General features: G+C 65.6%; 26 protein-coding genes and 3 tRNA genes. 11 read left to right on the top strand and 18 right to left on the bottom strand.

From position 1 onward, the window contains the following. Positions 1-27: 27 nt before the first annotated feature. A complete protein-coding gene (locus tag F3J14_RS02090; protein ID WP_166721570.1) occupies positions 28-546 on the bottom strand; it encodes a GNAT family N-acetyltransferase in 519 nt (172 codons plus the stop codon). A gap of 675 nt (positions 547-1,221) precedes the next feature. On the opposite strand from F3J14_RS02090, the gene F3J14_RS02085 reads away from it, so the two are divergent. After that, positions 1,222-2,256 carry a class I SAM-dependent methyltransferase gene (locus tag F3J14_RS02085; protein WP_166721551.1) on the top strand — a complete coding sequence of 345 codons (1,035 nt, stop codon included), beginning with the start codon at positions 1,222-1,224 and terminating at the stop codon, positions 2,254-2,256. A 225-nt stretch (positions 2,257-2,481) separates the two neighbouring features. Here the strand turns inward: F3J14_RS02085 and F3J14_RS02080 are convergent. From F3J14_RS02080 to ssuD, 8 genes are all read right to left on the bottom strand, one after another. Then, a tRNA-His gene (locus F3J14_RS02080) sits at positions 2,482-2,557 on the bottom strand. Between the two features lie 63 nt (positions 2,558-2,620). Continuing rightward, positions 2,621-3,607, bottom strand: a complete 987-nt coding sequence (gene dusA / locus F3J14_RS02075; protein ID WP_247682093.1) for a tRNA dihydrouridine(20/20a) synthase DusA — start codon at positions 3,605-3,607, stop codon at positions 2,621-2,623. 126 nt (positions 3,608-3,733) lie between these two features. After that, complete coding sequence (locus tag F3J14_RS02070; RefSeq protein WP_166721549.1) at positions 3,734-3,988, bottom strand: hypothetical protein; 255 nt, start codon at positions 3,986-3,988, stop codon at positions 3,734-3,736. Between the two features lie 55 nt (positions 3,989-4,043). Then, positions 4,044-4,241, bottom strand: coding sequence for a hypothetical protein (locus F3J14_RS02065; RefSeq protein ID WP_006751018.1), 198 nt, complete (start codon positions 4,239-4,241; stop codon positions 4,044-4,046). 138 nt (positions 4,242-4,379) lie between these two features. Continuing rightward, positions 4,380-4,595: a molybdopterin-binding protein gene (locus F3J14_RS02060; RefSeq protein ID WP_006400187.1), complete on the bottom strand. Its 216-nt coding sequence runs from the start codon at positions 4,593-4,595 to the stop codon at positions 4,380-4,382. 57 nt (positions 4,596-4,652) lie between these two features. Further along, positions 4,653-5,612 (bottom strand): ATP-binding cassette domain-containing protein, encoded by a 960-nt coding sequence (locus tag F3J14_RS02055; RefSeq protein WP_166721548.1) that lies wholly within the window; start codon positions 5,610-5,612, stop codon positions 4,653-4,655. Beyond that, entirely contained in the window at positions 5,609-6,418 is an 810-nt protein-coding gene (gene ssuC, locus F3J14_RS02050; protein WP_166721547.1) for an aliphatic sulfonate ABC transporter permease SsuC, read from the bottom strand. Before ssuC ends, F3J14_RS02055 begins: the two co-directional genes overlap by 4 nt. Positions 6,419-6,434: 16 nt before the next feature. Further along, positions 6,435-7,592, bottom strand: a complete 1,158-nt coding sequence (gene ssuD / locus F3J14_RS02045; protein WP_166721546.1) for an FMNH2-dependent alkanesulfonate monooxygenase — start codon at positions 7,590-7,592, stop codon at positions 6,435-6,437. Positions 7,593-7,933: 341 nt separating this feature from the next. Here ssuD and F3J14_RS02040 point away from each other — a divergent pair, with 341 nt between their 5' ends. Then, a complete protein-coding gene (locus F3J14_RS02040) occupies positions 7,934-8,362 on the top strand; it encodes a hypothetical protein (protein ID WP_006751022.1) in 429 nt (142 codons plus the stop codon). A gap of 119 nt (positions 8,363-8,481) precedes the next feature. On the opposite strand, the gene F3J14_RS02035 is transcribed toward F3J14_RS02040, so the two are convergent. The 3 genes from F3J14_RS02035 to F3J14_RS02025 are packed head-to-tail and all read right to left on the bottom strand — an operon-like array spanning position 8,482 to position 10,507. Next, positions 8,482-9,636 (bottom strand): enoyl-CoA hydratase/isomerase family protein, encoded by a 1,155-nt coding sequence (locus tag F3J14_RS02035; protein ID WP_166721545.1) that lies wholly within the window; start codon positions 9,634-9,636, stop codon positions 8,482-8,484. A gap of 31 nt (positions 9,637-9,667) precedes the next feature. Next, complete coding sequence (locus tag F3J14_RS02030; protein WP_006758010.1) at positions 9,668-10,006, bottom strand: multidrug efflux SMR transporter; 339 nt, start codon at positions 10,004-10,006, stop codon at positions 9,668-9,670. Between the two features lie 3 nt (positions 10,007-10,009). Further along, entirely contained in the window at positions 10,010-10,507 is a 498-nt protein-coding gene (locus tag F3J14_RS02025; protein ID WP_166721544.1) for a heme-degrading domain-containing protein, read from the bottom strand. Between the two features lie 223 nt (positions 10,508-10,730). Between F3J14_RS02025 and F3J14_RS02020 the strand changes: the two genes are divergently transcribed. The 7 genes from F3J14_RS02020 (at position 10,731) to F3J14_RS01990 (ending at position 16,094) form a co-directional block, all read left to right on the top strand. Next, positions 10,731-10,807, top strand: a tRNA-Met gene (locus F3J14_RS02020). Between the two features lie 171 nt (positions 10,808-10,978). Beyond that, a complete protein-coding gene (locus F3J14_RS02015) occupies positions 10,979-11,524 on the top strand; it encodes an NUDIX hydrolase (protein WP_166721543.1) in 546 nt (181 codons plus the stop codon). Positions 11,525-11,535: 11 nt separating this feature from the next. Then, positions 11,536-12,300: a leucyl/phenylalanyl-tRNA--protein transferase gene (gene aat / locus F3J14_RS02010; RefSeq protein ID WP_166721542.1), complete on the top strand. Its 765-nt coding sequence runs from the start codon at positions 11,536-11,538 to the stop codon at positions 12,298-12,300. Positions 12,301-12,333: 33 nt separating this feature from the next. Then, positions 12,334-13,164, top strand: coding sequence for an arginyltransferase (locus F3J14_RS02005; RefSeq protein WP_166721541.1), 831 nt, complete (start codon positions 12,334-12,336; stop codon positions 13,162-13,164). Positions 13,165-13,343: 179 nt separating this feature from the next. Beyond that, positions 13,344-14,381, top strand: coding sequence for a quinone-dependent dihydroorotate dehydrogenase (locus F3J14_RS02000; protein ID WP_006751029.1), 1,038 nt, complete (start codon positions 13,344-13,346; stop codon positions 14,379-14,381). Positions 14,382-14,484: 103 nt separating this feature from the next. Further along, on the top strand, positions 14,485-15,279 hold the full coding sequence (locus F3J14_RS01995) for a cystine ABC transporter substrate-binding protein (protein ID WP_166721540.1): 795 nt from the start codon (positions 14,485-14,487) through the stop codon (positions 15,277-15,279). 122 nt (positions 15,280-15,401) lie between these two features. Beyond that, on the top strand, positions 15,402-16,094 hold the full coding sequence (locus F3J14_RS01990) for an amino acid ABC transporter permease (RefSeq protein ID WP_006758016.1): 693 nt from the start codon (positions 15,402-15,404) through the stop codon (positions 16,092-16,094). Between the two features lie 55 nt (positions 16,095-16,149). On the opposite strand, the gene F3J14_RS01985 is transcribed toward F3J14_RS01990, so the two are convergent. The 6 genes from F3J14_RS01985 to rnr form a co-directional block, all read right to left on the bottom strand. Further along, a complete protein-coding gene (locus tag F3J14_RS01985; RefSeq protein ID WP_166721539.1) occupies positions 16,150-17,136 on the bottom strand; it encodes a Gfo/Idh/MocA family oxidoreductase in 987 nt (328 codons plus the stop codon). 101 nt (positions 17,137-17,237) lie between these two features. Beyond that, positions 17,238-17,954, bottom strand: a complete 717-nt coding sequence (locus tag F3J14_RS01980; protein ID WP_166721538.1) for a FadR/GntR family transcriptional regulator — start codon at positions 17,952-17,954, stop codon at positions 17,238-17,240. A 283-nt stretch (positions 17,955-18,237) separates the two neighbouring features. Then, positions 18,238-18,930: a ribose-5-phosphate isomerase RpiA gene (gene rpiA / locus F3J14_RS01975; protein WP_166721537.1), complete on the bottom strand. Its 693-nt coding sequence runs from the start codon at positions 18,928-18,930 to the stop codon at positions 18,238-18,240. A 103-nt stretch (positions 18,931-19,033) separates the two neighbouring features. Beyond that, positions 19,034-19,903, bottom strand: a complete 870-nt coding sequence (locus tag F3J14_RS01970) for an N-acetylmuramoyl-L-alanine amidase (protein ID WP_166721536.1) — start codon at positions 19,901-19,903, stop codon at positions 19,034-19,036. 127 nt (positions 19,904-20,030) lie between these two features. Next, positions 20,031-20,774, bottom strand: a complete 744-nt coding sequence (gene rlmB / locus F3J14_RS01965) for a 23S rRNA (guanosine(2251)-2'-O)-methyltransferase RlmB (protein ID WP_011656749.1) — start codon at positions 20,772-20,774, stop codon at positions 20,031-20,033. Between the two features lie 151 nt (positions 20,775-20,925). Further along, positions 20,926-23,379 carry a ribonuclease R gene (gene rnr / locus F3J14_RS01960; RefSeq protein ID WP_166721535.1) on the bottom strand — a complete coding sequence of 818 codons (2,454 nt, stop codon included), beginning with the start codon at positions 23,377-23,379 and terminating at the stop codon, positions 20,926-20,928. A 250-nt stretch (positions 23,380-23,629) separates the two neighbouring features. On the opposite strand from rnr, the gene F3J14_RS01955 reads away from it, so the two are divergent. Together F3J14_RS01955 and F3J14_RS01950 are read left to right on the top strand one after the other, a co-directional pair. Beyond that, positions 23,630-23,716: transfer RNA gene (locus tag F3J14_RS01955), tRNA-Leu, on the top strand. A 336-nt stretch (positions 23,717-24,052) separates the two neighbouring features. Then, a complete protein-coding gene (locus tag F3J14_RS01950) occupies positions 24,053-25,042 on the top strand; it encodes an aliphatic sulfonate ABC transporter substrate-binding protein (protein ID WP_166721534.1) in 990 nt (329 codons plus the stop codon). Positions 25,043-25,129 lie beyond the last annotated feature (87 nt).

The raw sequence follows: 25,129 nt of genomic DNA, 5'->3' as shown, positions 1-25,129 counted from the left end.
GCCGTTCGATGCGATGCCGACAGGCCGTCAGGCCTCGATCACGTAGATCCGGTCGGCGACTTCCGTCCGGCCGATGACGCTGGTTTCGACGGCCGCCAATCGCCAGCCGTTGTGCTCGTAGAAGCCAATCGCGCGGATGTTGCCGTCGAGCACCAAAAGATGAACCTTGTCCACGCCGATATTTCGCGTCCATGCGCGAACGGCTTCGATCATGCGCTTGCCGATACCGCTTCCGTGATGTGCGGGAAGGACGTGAAGGCAATCGAGCAGGACGCCGAGCGCCGGATCGACCGGTCTTTCGGCGCTCACGAAACCGATGGGGGCACCGTCGGATTCCGCGATCAACACGAGGCCCCATTCCGCTTCGTTGCGGTCGAAATAGTGTCGCCACCGCGTCGCATGTTCCGTCGGCACCTCATCGGACAGATAGGCCGCGGGCAGGATATGGCTATATGCGTTCTGCCAGCTCAGCGTGTGCAAGCGCGCGATGTGCTCTGCGTCGTGTGACGTCGCATTGCGCAGCGTGATGGTTCGGGTTTCCGACATGCTGGGGTCGCTTCCGTTGCGTAATCGAGGCCGGGAAAGTGTAGCAGTCGCGATGTTTTCAACGGCGGGTTGCATCGCGAAACGCATCAGATGCTGCACGGCGCCGCGGCTGGCAAAAAAAAGCCCCGGCGCCTTCCGGGGCGCCAGGACAGAACGGCCCTGGAAAGTCGAGGGCACGAGGAATCGATACATTACATCAATGTAAGCATGTTAAGCATTGGCGGCTTGCGCCAAGTCACTGGCTTATTCCGCCAATTTGCGTGTGACGGGCATGCCAGGACGATCGTTTGGCCTGGCGAGTTCGCAAATGACGCAGCGTTGCCCGGGTGACATCGTTCGAATGACGCGACGGCACCGGCCGCGGTATCGAAACGCTGCATGCGAATTACCCGAAATGAATGGCGAATGGGCCGAACGCTCCGGGGAATGACGCCACTCGAATCGACGCAGCAGCACCGCGCACATCACACCGGACCGGCTAGAGGCAACTTTCGAAGGCCGGCCATCCAATATCCGTGGTGGCTCGACTAGCGCCCGAAGCCTTCGATCGCTATGCTATGGCGCATCATCTTGATCCCACTGAAAGCTTGTTGCGAACTTCCGCCGGGCGAGAAGTGCTCGTACCGGCATCCCACGATAACAGTCGCCCTAGCACGAGACGCAGGAGTGGAAGGAATGACCTTGATGAAAAGTCTTGGCCGCTCGATCGGTCCAATTCGCAAGCTCCACGATAACCGTAACGCACTGGCCGAAGCGCTTCTGGTCGCCGAACAGAGGATTCGCGATCTGGAAAATCAAGTGGAGGCGACTCGCGGCACGCCCTTCTTTGCCTATTACTCCAATTTTGACGCGCTTGAATGTATGCGTCGTCATGAAGTGCACGACAGAAAGCCAACTCCTGGATTCCAGACGAACTGGCTTGGCGTGCTGGTGGACCCGAAAATTCTGCCTTTTCTTGCAGATCAGGGCGGCAAACTGGATCATTTTCCGCTGCCGGCCAACTGGCATGCCGATATTGCGGAATGGGCCTCCGCATTGCACGCCGTGGAATTGGCACGCCCCGATACATTCACCATGATTGAGCTGGGTTGCGGCTGGGGTTGCTGGATGAATAACACTGGCATGGCCGCCAAACGTACCGGCCGAAAGGTGCATCTCGTCGGCATCGAGGGCGACGAAGGCCATCTTGAATTCGCCCGAGAAGCACTCGCCCGCAACGGGTTCGCGCAGGGCGAATATACGCTGCATCGCGGTGTTGCAGCCGCGAGCGCGGGAAGCGCCCTCTTCCCTCGTCAGGAGCATGCCGGCCACAGCTGGGGGCTTGAGCCGGTTTTCGGCGCGACCAAAGAGCAGCAAGACGAGGCCGTGGCAAACGGCAGTCACGACATCTTGCCGATGATCTCTTTAGAGTCGGCAATCGGCGATCGAGATCGCATCGATCTCTTGCATATCGACATCCAGGGCGGTGAAGCTGCCTTGATCGAATCGTGTCTCTCGCTCCTCAATGAGAAGGTCGCCTACGTTCTGATCGGCACTCACTCGAAGCACATCGAAGGGCGACTCTACGACATTCTGGCGCCCGCCGGCTGGCTGATCGAAATGGAGAGGCCGGCTTTCTATCAGGTCAAGAACTGGATACCGGAGTTGATCGTGGATGGCGTGCAGGCTTGGCGCAATCCGCGCTTTGTCCCGCCAGGAAGCGTTCAATAGAACGTCACATCGCAGCGATGGGAAATGGCCGAGCGCGATCACGACGAAGATCAGGAATCGAGACGCCGACGTGCACGAATTCGCGGCACATGCGAATCCGGAAACGACATATCGGCATGACGATCGATGGAAGATTGAATCAGCGGACGCGACGGCGTGAATTTTGAAAATTCATACCGCGGAAAGCAAAACAGGCGCCGAAGCGCCTGTTTTGTTCAAGAATTTTGGGGTGGCTGATGGGACTCGAACCCACGACGACAGGAATCACAATCCTGGACTCTACCAACTGAGCTACAGCCACCACTGATACTGCTTTGTTTCTTCGCTGTTTCGTTTCGTTCGTGTTCAGCAGCGAAGAACAAGATTATACGAACACTTTTCCGTCTTGCAAAGCATTTTTTTCAAAATTTTCGATGGCGTCGTTCAGATGCGTGCGCGCCTCGTCGAACACGGCCAGATCGCCGTGCGCGAGCTTCTTGTTGTCCGACAGCACGCGACGCCAGCCGCGTGCGCCCGCGACGCCGCGATACAGCCCGAGTGCGTGCCGGACGATCGCGCCGAGATACGTGCCGCGCTTCAATTCCGCCGCGCAGTATTCGATCAGTTTCGCCTCGGCCTCTTCGCGCGTCGGCACCGCCGCGGTCGAACCATAGAAACGCGCATCGACGTCCGCAAGCACATACGGGTTGTGATAAGCCTCGCGGCCGAGCATCACGCCGTCGACATGCTCGAGATGCTGCGCGACTTCGTCGAGCGTCTTGATCCCGCCGTTGATCACGATCTCCAGCGACGGAAAATCGCGCTTCAGTTGATATGCATAGTCGTACTTGAGCGGCGGGATCTCGCGGTTCTCCTTCGGCGACAGCCCCTTCAGGATCGCGTTGCGCGCGTGCACGACGAACGTCTCGCAGCCCGCTTCCGCCACCTTGCCGACGAAGTCCCGTACGAACGCATAATCCTCGACCGCGTCGACGCCGATCCGGTGCTTGACCGTAACCGGCACCGAGACCGCATCGCGCATCGCCTTCACGCAGTCGGCGACGAGCTGCGGCTCGTTCATCAGGCACGCGCCGAACGCTCCCCGCTGCACACGCTCGGACGGACAGCCGCAATTCAGATTGATCTCGTCATAGCCCCATTGCTCGCCGAGTTTCGCGGCGCGCGCGAGATCGTCCCGTTCGCTGCCGCCCAACTGCAGCGCGACCGGCGATTCGTTCGGCGTGAACGCGAGATGCCGCTGCGCGTCGCCAAACAGCAGTGCGCCCGTGGTGATCATTTCCGTATACAGCCACGTGTCGCGCGTCAGCGTGCGATGGAACGACCGGCAATGACGGTCGGTCCAGTCGAGCATGGGCGCCACTGAGACGCGGCGGGGAGGAAGCGAGGACGGTGCGGACATGGAATTCGGGGCAGCAAGCGGCGCGGGAAACAACCCGGCATTTTACCGCAACGCGACCAGCCCAGCCCGGCTGGTTGACTAGACCGGGCCGCCCTCGCCGAGTTCGGCGTCGACGGCTCGCCGCGCCTCGTCGAGGACGCGCTCGATCACGCGCCGTTCGGTGAGCAGCAATCCGTCGACCTTCACGAGCCGCCAGTCGATCCGCACGGCCGCGCCTTGCAGCACGCGGTAGTGCGCATGCTCGCCGTCCCACACCTGCTCGGTCTTCACCTCGATCTCGTAGCCGCGGTACGGCTCGCTGAAATCGCCGAGATCGCTGCCTCTCGGTTCCATCGCTTGCTCCGTGGCGACGCAGCGCCAGGCCGCCTCGGCGGCCGGCGCCGTGCGCTCAATCGTATTCGTTAGACAAAACGGATTTGCCGTCGGCGGTCAGATCGACGCGGTCGGCAGCCGCCTGGTAGATCAGCCCTTCGTTCAGCAACGCATAGACGACATCGTCGAACGCGGCGGGGACCGCCCGGGTGTCGCCGAACTGGTCGATCCACTTCAGCGCCTCGATGGCTTCGGGAGAAAGGATAGGGGTCATGCGTTGGCCTCCGGCGTCGGTGTCGTTCCATCCTAGCACTTCGTCCGGACGCCGAATACCGAGGCAAACGCGCGCCGCGAAAGCCGGTGCGTCGCGCACGGTCAGACCGCCCGCGCCGCGCCGGCGTACAAACCGCGCTCAGAGGCGCGCGATCGACACTTCGGTGGACTTCACGAGCGCGACGACTTCGGCGCCGACCTTCAGCTCGAGCTCGTCGACCGAACGCGTCGTGATCACCGACGTGACGATGCCGAACGGCGTCTCGACGTCGACCTCGGACACCACCGGCCCGCGAATGATCTCCTTCACCTTGCCCTTGAACTGGTTACGCACGTTGATTGCAGTGATGCTCATCGGGTTGATCGCTCCGAACAAAAAAGTCTGAGAACGGGCGGCCTGCGCCGCCCGGATTTAAACGGCCCAGCGAATCTGCCCGACCGGTCGTACGTGATCGACTTCAAATGCTGCCTCCTGACCGGCGCCGCCCGGCCCGCCCGCGAGCACGCGTTGCAGCACACGGTCTTCCAGCGCGGCGAATGCGGCCGATGCGCGCGCACGCGGCCGATCGAGCGGTACCTGCTGATCGAGGGCGACGCGTCCCTGCTCGATCAGCAGGATGCGGTCACCCAGCGCGACGGCTTCCTGCACGTCGTGCGTGACGAGCAGCGCGGTGAACCGATGCTCGCGCCACAACCGCTCGATCAGCGCATGCATCTCGATGCGGGTCAGCGCGTCGAGCGCGCCGAGCGGCTCGTCGAGCAGCAGCAGTTGCGGCCGGTGCACCAGCGCGCGGGCAAGCGCGACGCGCTGCCGCTGGCCGCCCGACAGCTGCGCGGGCCAGTCGTTCGCCCGCTCGAGCAGCCCGACTTCGTCGAGCACCGCGCGGGCCTGATCGCGCGCGCCGCGCCCCAGGCCCAGCATCACGTTCTGCAGCACGGTCTTCCACGGCAGCAACCGCGCATCCTGGTACATGATCCGCGTGTCGAGCCTGCCGCCGCCCTCGCCGCGCGTCACGAGCGCACCGCTGCTCGGCGCCTCGAGCCCGGCGACGAGGCGCAGCAGCGTGGATTTCCCGCAGCCGCTGCGGCCGACGATGGCGACGAAGCTGCCGCGCGCGATGCCGAGTTCGACGTTGTCGAGCACGGTACGCGTGCCGAAGCGCTTGCTGACGCCCGACAGCGTCACCGCATCGTCGGGCGCAGGGCTGCCGGTGCGCCGCCGCGCGAGCGGAACGACGGATGCGCCGCCGTCCCGATCGACGATCGCCGCATCCCGTGCGGCGGCGTCCGTCACGCGCGCCTGCGCCAGTTCCGCCTCGAGGTCCGCGCCGGCGAGCGGGCCGTAGGCGGCCGCCGAAGTGGTCGCATTCATGCCTTTGCTCCTGATTGATAAGCGGGGTGCCAGCGCAGCGTCACGCGCTCGATCCATTTCGCCAGCACGTCGGCCAGCTTGCCGAGCACCGCATACAGCAGGATGCCGACCACCACCACATCGGTTTGCAGGAATTCGCGCGCGTTCATCGTCATGTAGCCGATGCCCGACTGCGCGGAAATCGTTTCCGCGACGATCAGCATCACCCACATCAGCCCGAGCGCGAAGCGCACGCCGACCAGAATCGACGGCAACGCGCCGGGCAGGATCACGTCGCGGTACAGCGCGAAGCCGCGCACGCCGTAGCTCTTCGCCATCTCGATCAGGTTTGCGTCGACCGAGCGGATCCCGTGATACGTGTTGATGTAGACGGGGAAGAACACGCCGAGCGCGACGAGGAACAGCTTCGCCTTCTCGTCGATGCCGAACCACAGGATCACGAGCGGAATCATCGCGAGCGCGGGGATGTTGCGGATCATCTGGATCGTCGAATCGAGCGCGACCTCCGCCGCTTTCGACAGGCCGGTCGCAAGCCCCAGCGCCAGGCCGACACCGCCGCCGATCGCGAAACCGAACAGCGCGCGCCAGGTACTGACCTTCACATTCGCCCACATTTCGCCCGACGTCACGAGCGACCATGCGGCGCGCACGACCGCCACCGGTTCAGGCAGCACGCGGGTCGACAGCCAGCCGACGCGCGCGCCGACCTCCCACACGACCAGCAGCGCGAGCGGCACGAGCCACGGCGCGATTGCGCGCCACGCGCGGGCGGCCACGGCGGCGCCCGTCGATGTTTTCGTTGTCATCGCAGGCCTCCTTCGCTCAGCTCTGGCTCGCCTTGGGCAGGTAGTTGTTGCCGACGATCTCACCGAACGGACCCGACAGCGGACCGGACGGCCGCTTTGCGCCCTCGCCCTTGATCAGCGGGAACACGAGCTCGGCAAAACGGTACGACTCCTCGAGGTGCGGATAGCCGGACAGGATGAACGTTTCGATGCCGAGGTCGGCGTATTCGCGCATACGTTCCGCGACCTGCTCGGGATTGCCGACGAGCGCGGTACCGGCGCCGCCACGGACGAGCCCGACACCCGCCCACAGGTTCGGGTACACCTCGAGCGCCTCGCGGCCGCCACGCTTGCCGCCGTGCAGCGCGGCCATCCGGCGCTGGCCTTCCGAATCCATGTTCGAGAATGCCTTCTGCGCGCGGGCGATCGTCTCGTCGTCGAGACGGCTGATGAGCCGCTCGGCATCGCGCCATGCTTCGTCCTCGGTCTCGCGCACGATCACGTGCATGCGGATGCCGAAGCGGATCTTGCGGCCGCGCGATTCGGCGCGTGCGCGGATGTCGGCGATCTTCTTCGCGACAGCCTCGGGCGGCTCGCCCCAGGTCAGGTAGGTGTCGATGTGATCCGCGGCGATCGTGTGCGCGGCCGGCGACGACCCGCCGAACCACAACGGCGGATGCGGGCGCTGCACGGGCGGATAAAGCGCCTTGCCGCCCTTCGACTGAAGGTGCTTGCCGATGTAGTCGAAGCCGCCGTTGTCGTGCGATGCGGCGAGCAGCCCGCGCCAGATGTGCAGGAAATCGTCGGTGATCTCGTAGCGCGTGTCGTGATCGGCGAACAGTCCGTCACCTTCGAGCTCGGCGGCGTCGCCCCCCGTCACGACGTTGATCAGCAGGCGCCCGCCCGACAGGCGGTCGAACGTCGCGGCCATCCGCGCCGCCAAGCCGGGCGATGCGATGCCCGGGCGCACGGCGACCAGGAACTTCAGGCGCTGCGTCGCGGGAATCAGGCTCGATGCGACGACCCACGCATCCTCGCAGGAGCGGCCGGTCGGCAGCAGCACGCCTTCATAGCCGAGCGTGTCGGCCGCGACGGCGATCTGCTTGAAGTAATCGTAATCCGCGGCGCGCGCGCCTTCGGCGGTACCGAGGTAACGGCTGTCGCCGTGCGTGGGGATAAACCAGAAAACATTCATCTGCTGCTCCTGCTTGACTGTCCTTGCCGAAATCGGGATAAAACGAGGCCCTGCTCGCGTCGCGGATGAGCGACGCATGCATGATGTGCGTTCGAATCGGGATGGCTCGCCGGTCAGGCCGTGCAGCGGGCGAGTACGCGATTGCACGGCTGTTTCTGAGAAATCAGTCTATGGATCGGTGCAGGGCTTTGGAACGATTTTTTTGAGCTTAAGTTTTCCGCTTTCGTGATTAGCACGACGCTCCAGCGAATATCGCGGCGGCCGGGCCCTATAATGGCGCACCAATCCGAACAACTTCGCGCGGACGGCCCCGGCCAACCGCGCCTGCAATGCACTCACCGATGCAGAAAGTCATCCTGCCATTCCTGTCCGGCTTCCTGGCCGCCCTCTTCTTTCGCGAAGCGACGCTCGCGCTGCTGCACACGGCCGACCTGATCGCCGCAGCCGGATTCTCCACGCAACCGTTCGCACCGCTCGGCATTCCTGAATTTGTCGCGAACGCGCTGATCAGCGCGTGCTGTGCCATCCCGATGGCGTGGCTGCTGCGCGTGTCGCCGGAGCGCGAGGCGCCGTGGATCGGCGCGCTGGTGTTCGGCGGCATCGTGCTGACGGCTGCCCGCGTGTTCGCGATCGATCCGCTGCGTGGAATCTGGCCGTCGGGGAACATGATGCCGGTGCTCGCGTCAGGCTTCGCCGCGAACGCGGTCTGGGGCTTCGGCGCGCTCGTGTTCATGCGCGCGTTCATGTCGGACGACGCCGGCGACGAATGACGCACGTCTCGCGACGAGGCCCGTGCCCACCGCCGCCGAGCCCCACCGGCATCCGCCAATGAAAAGGCCGCCTGCACATGCAGGCGGCCTTTTTGCATTTCACGTCGATAGCGCGCACGTCAGTCCTTCAGATTGCGCAGAGGATGCGTGTCGGGCGTCCACGGGCTGTCGAACATCGCGAGCACGTCGGCCCGGTCGATAGCGGCGGCCGACTTGAAGCGCCAGACTGGCTGGTGGTCCTTGTCGACGATCAGCGCCCGCACGCCTTCGATCACGTCGCCGTGCGCGAACGTCGAGCGCGTGAGGTCGAGATCGCGCCGCAGGCAATCGGCCATCGTCGCGCCACGCGCCCGTTCGACGACTTCGAGCGACACGGCCATCGACAGCGGCGACAACTGGCTGCGCATCGCATGGGTCGCCTTCTCGACCCATCCGTCGATGGCCGCGCAATCCTGCTCGGCGTCGAGCGACGCAAGGATCGCGCCGATATCCGGTCGCGCGAAATGCCGATCGATCCCGGCGCGCGCATCGGCCAGCGCCGACGTGTCGGGCGTCGGGACGACCTTGTGCGCGGCAGCCGCATCGGCCACGCACGCGACTGCCTGCGCGCCGCTGTCGATGCGCGTGCTGCGCAACGTATCGAGCAGCGCCGGCAGCGCGGCATCGGGCAGATAGACGTCGGCGAGCTGCGCATACAGGGCGCCGGCCGCGTCGAGCGACGCGCCGGTCACGGCAAGATAGCGGCCGATCGCGCCCGGCGTGCGCGCGAGGAACCAGCTCATCCCGACGTCCGGGAACAGGCCGATGCGCGTTTCGGGCATGGCCATCTTCGTTGAATCGGTGACGACGCGCAGCCCGCCCGTATGCCGCGCGGCCTGCGAAATGCCCATGCCGCCGCCCATCACGACGCCGTGCATCAGCGCGATGTACGGTTTCGGATAGGTGAAGATCGTGTGGTTGAGCGTGTATTCCTCGATGAAGAACATGTCGATCGCATCGCGGTCGCCGCGCTGCCACGCGTCGTGGAAGAAGCGCACGTCGCCGCCCGCGCAGAACGCGCGCGGATGCGGGCTGTGCACGACGACGGCCACCACGTCGGCGTCGTCGCGCCACGCATCGAGCGCCTGCTGCATCAGGCGGATCATCCCGACCGACAGCGCATTCAGCGCCTTCGGCCGGTTCAGTTCGAGATAGCCGACGCGGTTCGCGACATACGCGCGCACGTCGGGCTGGGCGGCTTCGGCGGAAGCGGAAACGGAAGCGGAATCGGTCATGTGGGCCATCCGGCGTATCGCGGGCGCACGCTCAGTGCGCCTGCATCTTCGAGAACAGGTTCAGCACCACGACGCCCGCGACGATCAGGCCGAGGCCGATCACCGCCGGCACGTCCGGCACCTGACGATAGAGCAGCATCGCGACGAGCGTGATCAGCACGATGCCGGCGCCCGACCACACCGCATAGATGATGCCAACCGGCATCGTGCGCAGCGTGAGCGACAGACAGTAGAACGCGATGCCGTAACCGGCCACGACGAGCGCCGACGGCCAGAAGCGCGTGAAGCCGTCCGCCGCGCGCAGCGCGGACGTGCCGATCACTTCCGCGACGATCGCGATCGCGAGCCATGCGTAACCCGGGAGCTGCATCGCTCAGCTCCTCGAAAGCGCCAGCGCGGCGTAGTCCTGCCCGAGCTCGGCGCACAACGCTTCGACGACGAACTCGTGATCGACGCGCTGCGGCAGCCCCGATGCGGTGATCGAGCCGATCACGCCGGCCCCCGCAACGGTCAGCGGAAACGCACCGCCATGCGGCGAATATTCCGACACGGGAAGCCCGTGCTTGTCCGCGAGCGACGCGCCGGCCTGCTGCATGCGCAGGCCGATCGCATACGAACTGCGGCGGAAATGCGCGACGACGTTGCGCTTGCGGCGCACCCAGTCGGCGTTGTCGGGTGTCGCGCCGGCGAGCGCCGCGTAGAACAGCGGCTGGCCGAACGTGACGATGTCGATCGCGATCGCGTGACCGCGCGCCGTGGCGAGCGCATGCATCCGGTTGCCGAGCGCCCAGGCGCGGGCCGGGTCGAAATGGGGAAATACGAGCGCCTGTTCCTGCGCGCCGATCGATTGCAGATCGTGAGCGATGTCCATGAATCCGTCGATGCAGAAGTAACAGTAGTGAGCGTTGCAACGGCACCGATGCAATCGCGCACGGCTTCGCTGCAAGAATGAACGACACGAGCAAACCGTTCGATTCTAGCGCACGCGCCCGCCGTACCGGCCCCACAAGCTGCCAACGAGCGCCTGCAACGCGATTGTCAAAAAGTGCTTGCATGCGTTCGGGATACTCCATATAATTCATTTCTTCGACGGACGCGGGGTGGAGCAGTCTGGCAGCTCGTCGGGCTCATAACCCGAAGGTCGTAGGTTCAAATCCTACCCCCGCAACCAACGTCCCGATTCATGCAAAAAGCCCGGCTCTACGCCGGGCTTTTTGTTTCTCGCGCCCGATCCCGCGCATCGCGGCCGCGCTTCACGCGGCACGCCGCGCCCATGCGCTCGCGTTCGAGAATGCCCCGCCCCGGTGATACACTCGCATTCACCTCGTCCCTTCCACTCGACATGAAATTCTGCTCCGTCTGCGGTCACGACGTCATCGCGCGCATTCCACCGGGCGACAATCGTGAGCGCTTCATTTGCGATCACTGCGGCACGATCCATTACCAGAATCCGCGTAACGTGGTCGGCACGGTGCCGGTCTGGGGCGATCAGGTGCTGCTGTGCCGCCGCGCGATCGAACCGCGCTACGGGTTCTGGACGCTGCCGGCGGGCTTCATGGAAATGGGCGAGACGACGGCCGAGGCCGCCGCGCGCGAGACGCTCGAGGAAGCCGGCGCGCGTGTCGAGATTCAGAACCTGTTCACGCTGCTCAACGTGCCGCACGTGCATCAGGTCCACCTGTTCTACCTGGCGCGGCTCGTCGATCCGGCTTACGAGGCCGGCGAGGAAAGCCTCGAAGTCAAACTGTTCGACGAAGCCGACATTCCGTGGGACGAAATCGCGTTCCCGACCGTCAGCCAGACCCTGCGCTTCTTCTTCGCCGATCGCGCCGCCGGCGACTACGGCGTGCATACCGGCGATATCTTCCGCTCGCTGCGCAACGGCTGAGCACGCGCCCCATGGTCCCCTGGCTCGGCCCGGACGATCCGTTTCCGCCCGTCGAACGCGCACTGGGTCCCGCGACCGGCGCGCCGGGACTGCTCGCCGCGAGTGCCGACCTGCTGCCGTCGCGCCTGATCGAGGCCTACCTGCGCGGCATCTTCCCGTGGTATTCGGACGGCCAGCCCGTGCTGTGGTGGAGCCCCGACCCGCGGATGATCCTCGCACCGGCCGAATTCAAGGTGTCACCGTCACTGCGCAAGACGCTCAGGCGCGTGCTGCGCGAACCCGCGTGGGAAGTGCGCGTCGACCATGACTTTGCGGGCGTGATGCGCGCGTGCGCGCAAGCGCCGCGCCGCGGGCAGCGCGGCACCTGGATCACGGCCGAGATCATCGACGCCTATACGTCGCTCTACCGCTCCGGCAACGCGCACAGCATCGAGACGTGGCACGACGGGCGCCGCATCGGCGGTCTGTACGGGGTTACGTTCGGACGGATGTTCTTCGGCGAGTCGATGTACGCGGATGCCACCGATGCGTCGAAGATCGCGCTGGCGACGCTGGTCGCCCACCTTCGCGAGCAGGGGCTGGAAATGATAGACTGCCAGCAGAATACGTCGCATCTAGCGTCGCTCGGTGGCCGCGAGATCGCACGCAAGGCCTTTGTTGCTCACGTGCGCCGCGCGGTGGCTGAACCGCCGATTCCGTGGCAGTTCGACAAGCGCGTGCTCGCCGCGCTGACGGGCCCCGCCGAACCGGCGGCGCCCTCCGGGATCGAGCGCTAGCGCGGCACTCCATCCCTGCATCGAGAGCTGCCCATGACTCACCCGACTGAGCTGCCGCTTTCACCGCTTTCGGCGCTGCAATTCTATGCAACGGCGCCCTATCCGTGCAGCTATCTGGACGGCCGCATCGCGCGCTCGCAAGTCGCGACGCCGAGCCACCTGATCAACTCCGACATCTATACCGAGCTCGTGAAGGCCGGCTTCCGGCGCTCGGGCGTCTTCACCTATCGCCCGTACTGCGACGGCTGCCGCGCCTGCGTACCGGTGCGGGTGCCGGTCGGCGCGTTCACGCCGTCGCGCACGCAGCGCCGGATGTGGAAGCGGCACCGCGCGCTCGTCGCGACTGTCTCGCCGCTGCACTACGACGAGGAGCACTACGCGCTCTACATGCGCTACCAGTCCGCGCGCCACGCGGGCGGCGGCATGGACCGCGACAGCCGCGACCAGTACGAGCAGTTCCTGCTGCAGAGCCGGATCAATTCGCGCCTCGTCGAATTCCGCGACCTCGACGCGCCGGGCGGCGAGCCGGGCAAGCTGCGCATGGTCAGCATGATCGACATCCTCGGCGACGGACTGTCGTCGGTCTACACGTTCTTCGAACCCGACGACCAGCACACGAGCTACGGCACCTACAACATCCTGTGGCAGATCGAACAGGCGAAGAGCCTCGGCCTGCCGTACGTGTATCTCGGCTACTGGATCCGCGAGAGCCCGAAGATGGCCTACAAGGCGAACTTCCATCCGCTCGAAGGGTTACTCGACGGCCGCTGGAAAATACTCGATCCCGATCGTGTCGAGCTGCCGCCGGTCGACGCGGCACTGGCGCGCGCGCCGCTGCCGGGCGGACATTCCGGGTCGGGTTGACGAGCCTTCCCGCAGCGCGGCGTCGCGCCTGCAACGGGCACCATTTCCGCCCGTGCATGCGCCGCCGCACCGCAAGAGAGGCGCCCCCGCCGGCGCGCGCGAAGCGAAGCCCGCCCTTGCCGCGCAACTCCCGGTAAAATAGCGGGTTGTCATTCATTCCGGCCGTCCGCCCAATTCCCGTGTTCAGTTCCCTCTATCCGCTGGCCCGCGCATCCCTGTTCAAGATGGATGCGGAAGACGCTCACCACCTCACGCTGCGCGCGCTCGGCGCGGCCGGCCGCACGGGCCTCGCCTGCGCGCTGTCGGCGCGCGTGCCCGATGCGCCGCGCACCGTGATGGGGCTCACGTTCCGCAACCCGGTCGGCCTCGCCGCCGGCCTCGACAAGGACGGCGCGGCCATCGACGGCCTCGCGTCGCTCGGCTTCGGCTTCATCGAGGTCGGCACCGTCACGCCGCGCCCGCAGCCGGGCAATCCGCGCCCGCGGATGTTCCGCCTGCCGCAGGCCGACGCGCTGATCAACCGGATGGGCTTCAACAACCACGGCGTCGACCAGTTCGTGAAGAACGTCCAGGCGGCCCGCTATCGCGGCATCCTCGGCCTGAACATCGGCAAGAACGCCGACACGCCGATCGAGCGCGCCGCGGAAGACTATCTCTACTGCCTCGAGCGCGTGTACCCGTTCGCGAGCTACGTGACGATCAACATTTCGTCGCCGAACACGAAGAACCTGCGCCAGCTGCAGGGCGCGGGCGAACTCGACGCGCTGCTCGCCGCGCTGAAGGACAAGCAGCAGCGCCTCGCCGACCTGCACGGCAAGCTCGTGCCGCTCGCGCTGAAGATCGCCCCCGATCTCGACGACGAACAGGTGAAGGAAATCGGCGACACGCTGCTGCGCCACAAGATCGAAGCAGTCATCGCCACCAACACGACGCTGTCGCGCGCGGCCGTGCAGGGCCTGCCGCACGCGGACGAAGCCGGCGGCCTGTCGGGCCGCCCGGTGTTCGACGCCTCGAACGAAGTGATCCGCAAGCTGCATGCCGAAGTCGGCAGCGCGGTGCCGATCATCGGCGTCGGCGGCATCTTCTCGGGCGAGGACGCACGCGTGAAGCTCGCGGCCGGCGCATCGCTGGTCCAGCTCTATACGGGCTTCATCTATCGCGGCCCCGCGCTCGTGGCCGAATGCGTGAAGGCCATCGCGCGCGAACGCACCGCGTAATATAGTCATAAACAAACGATATTTAGCGGTCGATTGTGTTTTTGCTATGATCGACCGCACTTTCAGAATCAAGCGCCCCGCTGGGGCAAGGGAAGCTCACACGATGAAAATTTCGCTGCTGAAGAAGCTGCTCGTTGCCGGCCTGATCGGCACGTCGTTCGCCGCCGCCACCGCGCATGCGGCCGACCTCCTCGACCAGGTGAAGCAACGCGGCACGCTGCGCGTCGGCCTCGAAGGCACGTTCCCGCCGTTCAACTCGAAGAACCCGCAAGGCGAGCTCGTCGGCTTCGACGTCGACATCGCGAAGGCCGTCGCCGCGAAGCTTGGCGTGAAGGCCGAGTTCGTCACGACCGAATGGAGCGGCATCATCGCGGGCCTGCAGGCCGGCAAGTTCGACGTGATCGCCAACCAGGTCGGCATCACCGACAAGCGCAAGGAAACGCTCGACTTCTCGCCGGCGTACACGTACTCGTCCGCGCAGCTGATCCAGCGCAAGGACGATACGCGCCAGTTCAAGTCGCTCGACGACCTGAAGGGCAAGAAGCTCGGCGTCGCGCTCGGCACGAACTACATGGACATGGCGAAGTCGGTGCCCGGCATCGACGTGAAGACGTACCCGGGCGCGCCCGAGTACCTGCGCGACCTCGCGGCGGGCCGTCTCGACGCGGCACTGAACGACCGCCTGATGCTCGCGTACCTGACGAAGAACTCGCAACTGCCGCTGCGCCCGGGCGCGAACGTCGGCTCGGCGAATCCGTCGGGCATCCCGTTCAAGAAGGGCAACCCGAAGTTCCAGAAGGCGATCGACGACGCCATGGCGCAACTCGCGGCCGACGGCACGTTCACGAAGATCTCGGACAAGTGGTTCGGCATCGACGTGACGAAGCCGATCAAGTAAGCACGCCTCTGTTTCCCGCCTGACGGCGGGCCGGAATGGGCGGCATCCGAAACGATGCCGCCCTTTGTTTTATCGGTCCGGTTTATGATTGCGCTTTCGCGCACGCATCCGCTTCGTATTCCATGTCGACAACGTCCCTGCTCGTCCAATCGCTGCCGGTGCTCGCCCAGGGTGCCGTACTGACCGTCAAGTTCGCCGTGCTGTCGATGGTGTTCGGCCTGCTCGGCGCCGTCATGCTCGCGATGATGGGCATCCGGCAAAGCGAACCGCTCGAGGGCTTCGAACGCATCTGGGTCAACGCGCTCGCGTGGCTCGCGCGCGCGTATGTGAGCCTGATGCGCGGCACGCCGCTGCTCGTGCAGATCTTCGTGATTTATTACGGATTGCCGAGCCTCGGCATCTCGCTCGACCCGACGCCGGCCGGCGTCATCGCGCTGTCCGCGAACGTCGCCGCTTACATGTCCGAAAGCATGCGCGGCGCGATCAACGGGATCGCGCGCGGCCAATGGCTGGCCGCCTACAGCCTCGGGCTGTCGTGGGGGCAGACGCTGCGCTACGTGATCGGCCCGCAGGCGCTGCGCATCGCGGTGCCGAGCCTGTCGAACAGCCTGATCAGCCTGATCAAGGACACGTCGCTCGTGTCCGTGATCACGGTGACCGAGCTGCTGCGCAGCGCGCAGGAGGTGATCGCTGCGACCTATCAGCCGTTGCCGCTGTACCTCGCCGCCGCCGCTGTCTACTGGGTGCTGTGCCAGATCCTCGAATGGGTCCAGCGCTGGTACGAAAAGCGCCTGTCGCTGCCCGCGCGGCACTGAGCACGTTGCATCGCTCGCCGGGCCGCGGCTGCGCGCCCGGCCCCTTCCTTCCCGCCTACTCGCCCGAATAGCGCACGCCGAGCGCCGCGCGTGCCGCGTCGGTCATCGCGATCATCTGTCGTGAATGGTCGTGCGTCATGATCGGGCTCTCGCGTTCACCCGCGCGCAGCAGGTCGCAGAAATGCGCGGTCTCGTAGTTCAGGCCGCCGCCGTCGAACGGTGCATCGAGTTCGACGGTACGCCCGTCGGCATAGCGGATCGTCGCCCGCGTGGGGTTCCACCACTTCTCGTGAATCGTCACGTGCCCGCCCGCCGCGGCGATCAGCGCGTCGCCGCGTCCCATCACGTCGAGCCCGCAAAAGAGCTGCGCGATGCCGCCATTCGCGTGGCGGCTGTTCAGGCTCGCGAAGACGTCGACGCCCGTCGCGCCGACACGGCCGAGCGTCTGCACGTCGTGTGCGGCGCCGAGCCAGTCGACCGCGAGAAACGCTTCGTAGATCCCGATGTCGAGCAGCGCACCGCCGGCTCGATCGAGCCGATAGACGGAATGATCGTCCGGCACCGCCGACGACGCGCAGCCCGCGCGCACGAGCCGGATCTCGCCGATCGGATCGTCATGCAGGTGCGCACGTAACTGCTGGTACAGCGGAAAGAACGGCGGCTTCATCGCTTCCATGAAGAGCCGGCCGGCCGCGCGCGCCGCGTCCAGCACCGCGTCGAGCTGCCCTGCGTTCAGCGTCGCCGGCTTTTCGCACAGCACGGCCTTGCCGGCGGCGAGCGCCGCCTGCGCGTACTGGGCATGACTGTCGTGGAGGGTCGCGATGTAGATCGCGTCGATGTCGCTCGCGAGGAGCGCGTCGAGGCTGGCCGCGGGCGAGCCGCCGCAGTTGCCGCAGAAGGCGGCTGCCGCATCGGCGCGGCGTGCCCACACGCCGGCGAGCACCGCACCCGGCACGTGAGCGAGGCTTTGCGCGAAACGGCGTGCGATGCTGCCTGCGCCGACGATGCCGAAGCGCACCGGGCGGTTGTCGAATTCGTTCATCCGGATCTTCCGTGTCGTTCGTATGACGGTGGCCGACACGCTGCCGGCCGGCCGTCATGATAAACGGCTCGCCGGCTCACGGCTGAGCGACGCGGGTGGATTCAGGCGCGCATGGGCACGTCGACGGAGAAATCGCGCGAGATCTCGTCGGCGCTGAAATCGATCAGGGCGAGCGATGCCGCTTCGGCTTCGCGCGGATCGCGGCGTTCGATCGCATCGACGACGCGCGCATGCGCCTTGACCGCGATGTCGTGCGCGCCATCCTTCTGCACGACGCGCGGATTCACGAGCCGCACCGCGCCGCGCACGATCGCCGCCATCTGCTGGAAGAACTGATTGCCGCTCGCCTGGACGATCCGCGTGTGCAGCAGTTCGTCCGCCGTGTCGTAGCCGGGGTCGCCCGGCTGCAACACCTTGAACGCGTCGAACGCCTCACGGATACCCGCGATGTCGACGGCCGTTGCACGGACCGCCGCCTGCGCGGTCGCGCGCGGTTCGATCAGCATCCGGAATTCGATGACGTCGCGCATGAATTGCGGATCCGGTTTCGCACGAAACCGCCAGCTCACGACGTCTTCATCGATCATGCGCCAGTCGCGCATCGGTCGAACCCGCGTACCGACTTTCGGACGCACGTCGAGCATGTCGCGCGCAAGCAACATCGATAATGCTTCGCGCATCACCGTGCGGCTCACGTCGAACTCTTTCGACAGCACGTCCTGCGGCGGCAGAATGCCGCCGTACTTGTCCTCGACGATACCCGCGACAAGCCCATCCATCACTTTGGCGACCAGTGACCGGTCTTTGCCCTGCTCCATGACACCTCCCCGTGCGTCGATTTGCGAACACCTGCTCCGCAGTTCCGCCGGCCCTGGTTACGACTGTTCTTATGATCTATAAGTTGATGATTTCGGGGATATTTCGCTATCTGGTAAACACCTGACAGGGTTATCCCTCTTTTGGAAGAGGTGATTTATAAGGCTTCAAAAAAAGCCCGGAAAGCGCGCTGCGCTTGCCGGGCCGGGACTTCAACAAGATTTAAACATGCAATCCATTACGGCTTCTTGACGCCATTACGGACTGCTTCTCATTCAGTTTTGATTAACCGGGATAAACGATCGTCTCGACGCCGTTTGCCGTGCCGAGCAGGCACAGATTCGCGCCGCGCTCGGCGAACAGGCCGACCGTCACGACGCCCGGCCACGCGTTGACCTGCGCTTCGAAACCGCGCGGATCGGCGATCTGCAGCCCCTTCACGTCGATGATCTCGTTGCCGTTGTCGGTGATGTACGGCGCGCCGTCCTGCGTCACGCGCAGTACCGGCACGCCGCCGAGCGCGGTCACGCGCCGGCCGATCGCCGTGCGCGCCATCGGCACGACCTCGATCGGCAGCGGGAATGCGCCGAGCACCGGCACGCGCTTGCTGCCGTCCGCGATGCAGACGAACGTATCGGCCACCGACGCAACGATCTTCTCGCGCGTCAACGCACCGCCGCCGCCCTTGATCATTGCACCGCTTGCGTCAATCTCGTCGGCCCCGTCGACGTACACCTGCAGCGACTCGACCTCGTTCAGGTCGAACACCTTGATGCCGTGCGATTTCAGGCGTTCGGTCGTCGCGAGCGAGCTCGACACGGCGCCGCGATAGCGCGATTTGACGGCCGCGAGCGCGTCGATGAAGCAGTTGGCGGTCGAGCCTGTGCCGACGCCGATCACGGCGCCTTCCGGCACGTTCTGGATCACATAATCGGCGGCCGCCTGGCCGACCAGGCGTTTGAGTTCGTCTTGAGTCATGAGGTGGGAATACAGCGGGATTGCGGAAAACCGCCAGTTTACCGGACTCGCAAGACGCCCCGGGCTTTTTCCGCGCGGATGTCGGCCCCGGGCACGCCGACGGTCACGGCGTGCCGTTGGCCGACGCGTTGCCGGCAGGCGGAGCGGGGAAATACTTGTCGAGCAGCGCCTGTGCGATCGCGTCGGTCTCGGCATCCGGATTGCCCGCGTAGTCGGATGGCCGGAAGTGCATCTGGAATGCGGCGAATACGCGGCGCGTCCGCGCGTCGAGCACGCCATCGGTCGGCACGTCGTAGCCGTAGCGCGCGAGCTTCAGCTGCAATTCGCGCACGTCGACGAGCGCGTGCGGATCGCGACCGCCGAGCCGCGCGGCCACGGTCGCATCGTCCGGCCATGCGCCGACGCCGGCTTGCGCGAGCGCATGCCACGGAAACAGCGGACCGGGATCGATCTTGCGTTGCGGTGCGATATCGCTGTGTCCGACCACGCGCGTCGGCGCAATCCCGTAGCGCGCGACGATATCCTTCGACAGGCGAATCAGCGCATCGACCTGCTCGGGCGAATATGGCTGCCAGGTAAGGTTTTGCGGATCGAGCGGGCCGCGATTCACGTTCTCGATGCCGATCGACGCCGCATTGAGCTCGGTCGTGCCCTGCCATTCGCTGATGCCCGCATGCCATGCACGCTTCGATTCAGGAACGAGCTGATAGACGACCGGCATCCCGTGTTCGATGCGCGGTTGCGGCGGCACGACGTAGTGCACGCTGACCGAATCGCCGGTCAGCGTGCGCAGCGATTTCGCTTCGTCGCTTTCGGTGTAATGCATCACGAGAAAGCGGATCCGCGCATCGGCGCCTCGCGCGTGCAGGCTCGTGTCGGCGTAGTAGCCGCCGCGCTCGATCAGCGACGGCGACGTGCAGGCGGCCAGCAGGCCAAGGATGGCGCACGATGCGCCGAGGCGAATCAGGGTCATGGTTCGCGAGTTCCGGGGCCGCGTGCCGCGCACAATCGCGGCACGCGTCGTTCGGGTCATGGCGGCCCGCGCATCGCGCGAGACCACGTGCGTCAGCCCGTCAGGCGGCCCGTCAGTCAGCCGGCGATCAGCCCTTCACGCGCCGCTGCCGCACCGCCTCGTACAGGCACACGCCGCTCGCAACCGACACGTTCAGGCTTTCCACGCTGCCGGCCATCGGGATGCTCATCACGTCGTCGCAGGTGTCGCGCGTGAGCCGGCGCATACCTTCGCCTTCCGCGCCCATCACGATGGCGACGGGGCCGTCGAGCTTCGTGTCGTACAGCGTCGCCGACGCGTCGTCCGACGTGCCGATGATCCATACGCCCGCTTCCTTCAGCTCGCGCAGCGCGCGGGCGAGGTTCGTGACCGTGATGTACGGCACCGTGTCGGCCGCGCCGCTCGCGACCTTCGCCGCGGTCGCGTTCAGGCCGACCGCGCGGTCACGCGGCGCGATCACTGCATGCGCGCCTGCCGAATCGGCGACACGCAGGCATGCGCCCAGGTTGTGCGGATCGGTGACACCGTCGAGCACCAGCAGAAGCGCCGGGCCCTGGATGCCGTCGAGCAGTTCGGACAGGTTCTGCGCGAGCGGAACGTCCTCGACGCGCGCGACGACGCCCTGGTGGCGCTCGGTATGCGCGAGGCCCCACAGGCGGGTTTCGTCGGCCGCGATCAGCCGCACGCCCGCTTCCTTCGCGGTGTGCAGGAAGTCCTGCATGCGGCGGTCGCGGCGCGTCTGGTCGTACAGCACCTCCGCAACCGTCGATGCATCGTGCCGCAAACGTGCGGTCACCGCATGAAAACCGTAAAGAACCTTCAGACGTGACATGACTGGAACAACCTTCGATCAAACGTGCGGCCGCGCAACGCGCGCAGCCGCGATCCATGGAAAAGGAAAGCGCCGCGTTGCCGGCCGGTGACCGGTAGAACGCGGCGTCTCTCGATACTGCAAGGGCGTGCGCGTGCGCCGCCCCGAACGCTCAATACTTCTTGCGGGCGTGTGTCTTCTTCGCGGCCGTCTTCGCCGGCGCACCGCCCTTCTTCTTCGCCGCACGCGCGTCGTTCACCGCGGCGGTCGGTGCGCTGGCCGTCCTCTTGCGGCGCGGCGCGGCTTCCTCCACCGGCGGCAACGAGCGCACACGCGGGCCGCCGCGATCGTTACCGTTGCCGACGGCAGCCGGCGCCGGTGCCGGACGCGGCGCCTTCACCGGCGTGTCGCGCACGAGGCGGAAGTCGATCTTGCGCGCATCGAGATCGACGCGGCTCACCTGCACGCGCACGCGATCCGACAGGCGATAACGGATGCCCGTGCGCTCGCCCCGCAGCTCGTTCTTGATCTCGTCGTACTGGAAGTAGTCCGAGCCGAGTTCCGTGACGTGCACCAGCCCTTCGATGAACAGCGTGTCGAGCTGCACGAAGATGCCGAACGACGTGACGCCGTTCACCATCCCGCCGTATTCCTCGCCGAGCTTGTCGCGCATGAAGTAGCACTTGAGCCAGGCCTCGACGTCGCGCGACGCTTCGTCGGCACGCCGCTCGTTCGCCGAGCAGTGCAGGCCGAGTTCTTCCCAGATCGCGGTGTTCACGCGCGAACGGCCGCGCGCTTCGTCGTCGGCCTGCTGCATCGCGCGGGCGCGCGGCGACAGCGCGGTGTTCAGCTCGAAGCCGTCCGGCGCCTTCGGCGTGTACTTCTTGCCCGACAGGATCGCGTAGATCGCGCGGTGCGTGAGCAGGTCGGGATAGCGGCGGATCGGGCTCGTGAAGTGCGCGTACGCCTCATACGCGAGACCGAAGTGGCCGATGTTGTCCGGGCTGTAGACGGCTTGCTGCATCGAGCGCAGCAGCATCGGCTGCAGCATCTGCGCGTCGGGCCGGTCGCGAATCTGCGCCATCAGCGCCGCATAGTCACTCGCATGCGGCTTCTCGCCGCCGCCGAGCGACAGGCCCATGCCGCGCAGGAACGCGCGCAGGTTCTCGAGCTTTTCCGGTGTCGGCCCCGCGTGCACGCGGTACAGGCCCGCATGCTTGTTGCGCTTCAGGAAGTCGGCCGCGCAGACGTTCGCGGCCAGCATGCATTCCTCGATCAGCTTGTGCGCATCGTTGCGCTGACGCGGCACGATCTGTTCGATCTTGCCCTGCGAGTTGCAGACGATGTACGTCTCGGTCGTGTCGAAGTCGATCGCGCCGCGCTTCTGGCGTGCGGCGAACAGCGACTTGTAGACGCCGTACAGGTCCTGCAGGTGCGGCAGCAGGTCCGCGCGGCGCGCGGCCTCCGGTCCCTTCGTGTTCGACAGCACGGCCGCGACTTCCGTGTACGTCAGGCGCGCGGCCGAATGGATGACCGCCGGATAGAACTGGTACGCCTTGATCTCGCCGCGCGCGGTAATCACCATGTCGCACACGAGCACGCAGCGGTCGACCTGCGGATTCAGCGAACACAGCCCGTTCGACAGCTTCTCCGGCAGCATCGGGATCACGCGGCGCGGGAAATAGACCGACGTGCTGCGCTCCAGCGCGTCGGCGTCGAGGCCGCTACCCGGTTGCACGTAGTGCGACACATCGGCGATCGCGACGATCAGGCGGTAGCCGTCGCCGCGACCGACCTTGGTCGGCTCGCAGTAGACGGCATCGTCGAAGTCGCGGGCGTCCTCGCCGTCGATCGTCACGAGCGGCACGTCGCGCAAATCGACGCGGAAGCGCAGGTCGGCCGGACGTACCGCGTCCGGCAGCGCGGCGGCATCGTTGAGCGCCCGCTGGCCGAATTCGTGCGGCACGCCGTACTTGCGCACGGCGATCTCGATTTCCATGCCCGGATCGTCGATGTCGCCGAGCACTTCGACGACGCGGCCGAGCGGTTGCGAATGGCGGCTCGGGAAGTCGGTCAGTTCGACGACGACGACCTGCCCGACCTTCGCCTTCTTCACGTTCTGCGTGATCAGGATGTCGTGGCCGATGCGCTTGTCTTCGGGGGCGACGATCAGCGCGCCGTTCTCGTTGAGCAGGCGGCCGATCACGCGCTTGTTCGCGCGCTCGGTGACCTCGACGACATGGCCTTCCGGCCGGCCACGGCGATCGTAGCCGACGATCCGCGCGAGCACGCGGTCGTTGTGCATCACCTTCTGCATTTCGCCGTTCGGCAAAAACAGGTCGTCCTGGCCGTCGTCGCGGATCACGAAGCCGTAGCCGTCGCGATGCCCTTGCACGCGACCGGCAACGAAGTTCGACGGATGAGTGAGCTGGTAGTGACCGCGTTTGTCGAGGCGGATCTGGCCGTCGCGTTCCATTGCGGCGACACGCCGGAAGAACCCCTCGCGTTCCTGGCGCTTGATCGACAGCGCTTCGGCGATGTCGTTGGCGGCCAGCGGCGCGTCGCTCGTACGCAGCACGCCGAGAATTTCTTCACGGCTCGGAATGGGGTACGGATATTTGCTCAAGGGTTTGTCGATGATTGTTCTCGTTGCGTTGACTGATGGTGCACGGCATCAACATAGAAGTGTCCGTCAGACAGTTCTATAGTGACGGCGGCGGGTCATTCTATCATCCGACAGTGTCGCCAAATAACCGCGAATGCCGCGTGCAGGCGCCGCGGCGGCCGGTTCGCGGCGCATCGCAAAAATGTGTTGACACGGATAATTGGGGCGCTATAATTTCGCTTCTTTGCAGCAGGCAGCTACTGCAAAACGTGCCCAGGTGGCGGAATTGGTAGACGCACTAGGTTCAGGTCCTAGCGGTGGCAACATCGTGGAGGTTCGAGTCCTCTCCTGGGCACCATCTGTTTTTAAAAAGGTCGGCTTATGCCGGCCTTTTTTCATTTCCGGCCCAGGAAGCAAAGCGCCTGCGCGCTTTGCGCGAGGACTCGAAAGGCTGCGCTTGCAAGCGCAGCCGGGGTCGCGCATGTGTGACCGAGTCCTCTCCTGGGCACCATCTGTTTTTTAAAAAGGTCGGCTTAAGCCGGCCTTTTTTCATTTCCGGCCTCGCATTGCGCGCACTGGCCGCGCCATATGCCCGTCACTCCGATCGATAGCAGAATTAATCGGTTATCGGTTGCCCTCCCCGTTGGTACGTTAGCCGCGTTGCTTTCAACGAACCCAACGGGGAACCCGCTCCATGACGTCGATGAACCGCCGCGCATTCGCGCAGACGATGCTGGCCGCCGGCCTGAGCGCCGCCGGCATCCGGACGCACGCCGAGAACACGCCATCCACGCTGCGCATCGGTTATCAGAAATCGTCGACGCTCATCACGCTGCTCAAGACGCGCGGCACGCTCGAGCAGTCGCTCGCGCCGCTGGGCCTGCGCGTGTCGTGGCATGAATTCGCGAGCGGCTTGCCGCTGACCGAAGCGCTCAACGTCGGCGCGATCGACTTCAGCGCCGACGTGGCCGACACGGTTCCCGTTTTCGCACAGGCCGCGCATGCGCGGTTCGTGTACGTCGCACAGGAAGCGCCATCGCCCAAAGCGCAGGCCATCATTGTCAAGAACGGCAGCACGCTGCGCACGCTCGCCGATCTCAGGGCCAAGCGCATCGCCGTCACGAAGGCCGCCGGCAGCCACTATCTGCTGCTTGCCGCACTCGCGCGCGCCAAGCTCGCCCCAACCGACGCCGCGATCCACTACCTGACACCGGCGGACGGCCGCGCGACATTCGAGCGCGGCAGCGTCGATGCGTGGATCACGTGGGATCCGTATGTCGCGTCCGTCGACTCGAACCCCGACGTGCGGATTCTGGCCGACGGCAACGGGCTTGCTTCGTACCAGCGCTATTACCTCGCGTCGAGCAGCTTTGCCGCCGCGCGCCCCGACGTGATCCAGATCGTCTTCGACCGTCTGTCGCAGGCCGGCGCGTGGCTGCGCGAGCATCAGCAGGAGGCCGCCGATACCCTCGCGCCGATCTGGGGACTCGACGCGAAGACGATCGAGCGCGCCAACGCACGACGCAGCTATCTCGTGCGCGCCGTGGTCACGCAGAATTTCGGTGAGCAGCAGAAGATCGCCGATACGTTCCTCGCAGCCGGCTTGTTGCCCGCCCGCGTCGACACGGGCGATGCGTTGCGCTGGAATTTCACGACTAAGCGCGCGGAGCCGATCGGCGCCTGATGCCCCGAACATGCAACGCACGATATTTTTATCGCCGTCGCTCAAATTGAGTTGACAGCCTCTTCGAACACGCTACAATAGCGGTCT

It is taken from the genome of Burkholderia sp. Tr-862 (assembly GCF_011753085.1).
GTDB lineage: Bacteria > Pseudomonadota > Gammaproteobacteria > Burkholderiales > Burkholderiaceae > Burkholderia > Burkholderia ambifaria.
The sequence above is the reverse complement of the archived record's forward strand: the minus strand, read 5'-3'. Positions and strand labels throughout refer to the sequence as shown.

Coding starts and splice junctions, on each gene's coding strand:
- F3J14_RS02055 (WP_166721548.1), bottom strand. CDS start 5,612: ATGAATGCGACCACTTCGGCGGCCGCCTACGGCCCGCTCGCCGGCGCG.
- F3J14_RS02005 (WP_166721541.1), top strand. CDS start 12,334: ATGACTCACCCGACTGAGCTGCCGCTTTCACCGCTTTCGGCGCTGCAA.
- F3J14_RS02090 (WP_166721570.1), bottom strand. CDS start 546: ATGTCGGAAACCCGAACCATCACGCTGCGCAATGCGACGTCACACGAC.
- aat (WP_166721542.1), top strand. CDS start 11,536: ATGGTCCCCTGGCTCGGCCCGGACGATCCGTTTCCGCCCGTCGAACGC.
- F3J14_RS02015 (WP_166721543.1), top strand. CDS start 10,979: ATGAAATTCTGCTCCGTCTGCGGTCACGACGTCATCGCGCGCATTCCA.
- rpiA (WP_166721537.1), bottom strand. CDS start 18,930: ATGACTCAAGACGAACTCAAACGCCTGGTCGGCCAGGCGGCCGCCGAT.
- rlmB (WP_011656749.1), bottom strand. CDS start 20,774: ATGTCACGTCTGAAGGTTCTTTACGGTTTTCATGCGGTGACCGCACGT.
- F3J14_RS02035 (WP_166721545.1), bottom strand. CDS start 9,636: ATGACCGATTCCGCTTCCGTTTCCGCTTCCGCCGAAGCCGCCCAGCCC.
- dusA (WP_247682093.1), bottom strand. CDS start 3,607: ATGCTCGACTGGACCGACCGTCATTGCCGGTCGTTCCATCGCACGCTG.
- F3J14_RS01990 (WP_006758016.1), top strand. CDS start 15,402: ATGTCGACAACGTCCCTGCTCGTCCAATCGCTGCCGGTGCTCGCCCAG.
- ssuD (WP_166721546.1), bottom strand. CDS start 7,592: ATGAATGTTTTCTGGTTTATCCCCACGCACGGCGACAGCCGTTACCTC.
- F3J14_RS01970 (WP_166721536.1), bottom strand. CDS start 19,903: ATGACCCTGATTCGCCTCGGCGCATCGTGCGCCATCCTTGGCCTGCTG.
- F3J14_RS02085 (WP_166721551.1), top strand. CDS start 1,222: ATGACCTTGATGAAAAGTCTTGGCCGCTCGATCGGTCCAATTCGCAAG.
- F3J14_RS01985 (WP_166721539.1), bottom strand. CDS start 17,136: ATGAACGAATTCGACAACCGCCCGGTGCGCTTCGGCATCGTCGGCGCA.
- F3J14_RS02040 (WP_006751022.1), top strand. CDS start 7,934: ATGCAGAAAGTCATCCTGCCATTCCTGTCCGGCTTCCTGGCCGCCCTC.
- F3J14_RS01995 (WP_166721540.1), top strand. CDS start 14,485: ATGAAAATTTCGCTGCTGAAGAAGCTGCTCGTTGCCGGCCTGATCGGC.
- F3J14_RS02065 (WP_006751018.1), bottom strand. CDS start 4,241: ATGACCCCTATCCTTTCTCCCGAAGCCATCGAGGCGCTGAAGTGGATC.
- F3J14_RS02030 (WP_006758010.1), bottom strand. CDS start 10,006: ATGCAGCTCCCGGGTTACGCATGGCTCGCGATCGCGATCGTCGCGGAA.
- F3J14_RS02070 (WP_166721549.1), bottom strand. CDS start 3,988: ATGGAACCGAGAGGCAGCGATCTCGGCGATTTCAGCGAGCCGTACCGC.
- F3J14_RS02025 (WP_166721544.1), bottom strand. CDS start 10,507: ATGGACATCGCTCACGATCTGCAATCGATCGGCGCGCAGGAACAGGCG.
- F3J14_RS01980 (WP_166721538.1), bottom strand. CDS start 17,954: ATGGAGCAGGGCAAAGACCGGTCACTGGTCGCCAAAGTGATGGATGGG.
- F3J14_RS01950 (WP_166721534.1), top strand. CDS start 24,053: ATGACGTCGATGAACCGCCGCGCATTCGCGCAGACGATGCTGGCCGCC.
- ssuC (WP_166721547.1), bottom strand. CDS start 6,418: ATGACAACGAAAACATCGACGGGCGCCGCCGTGGCCGCCCGCGCGTGG.
- F3J14_RS02060 (WP_006400187.1), bottom strand. CDS start 4,595: ATGAGCATCACTGCAATCAACGTGCGTAACCAGTTCAAGGGCAAGGTG.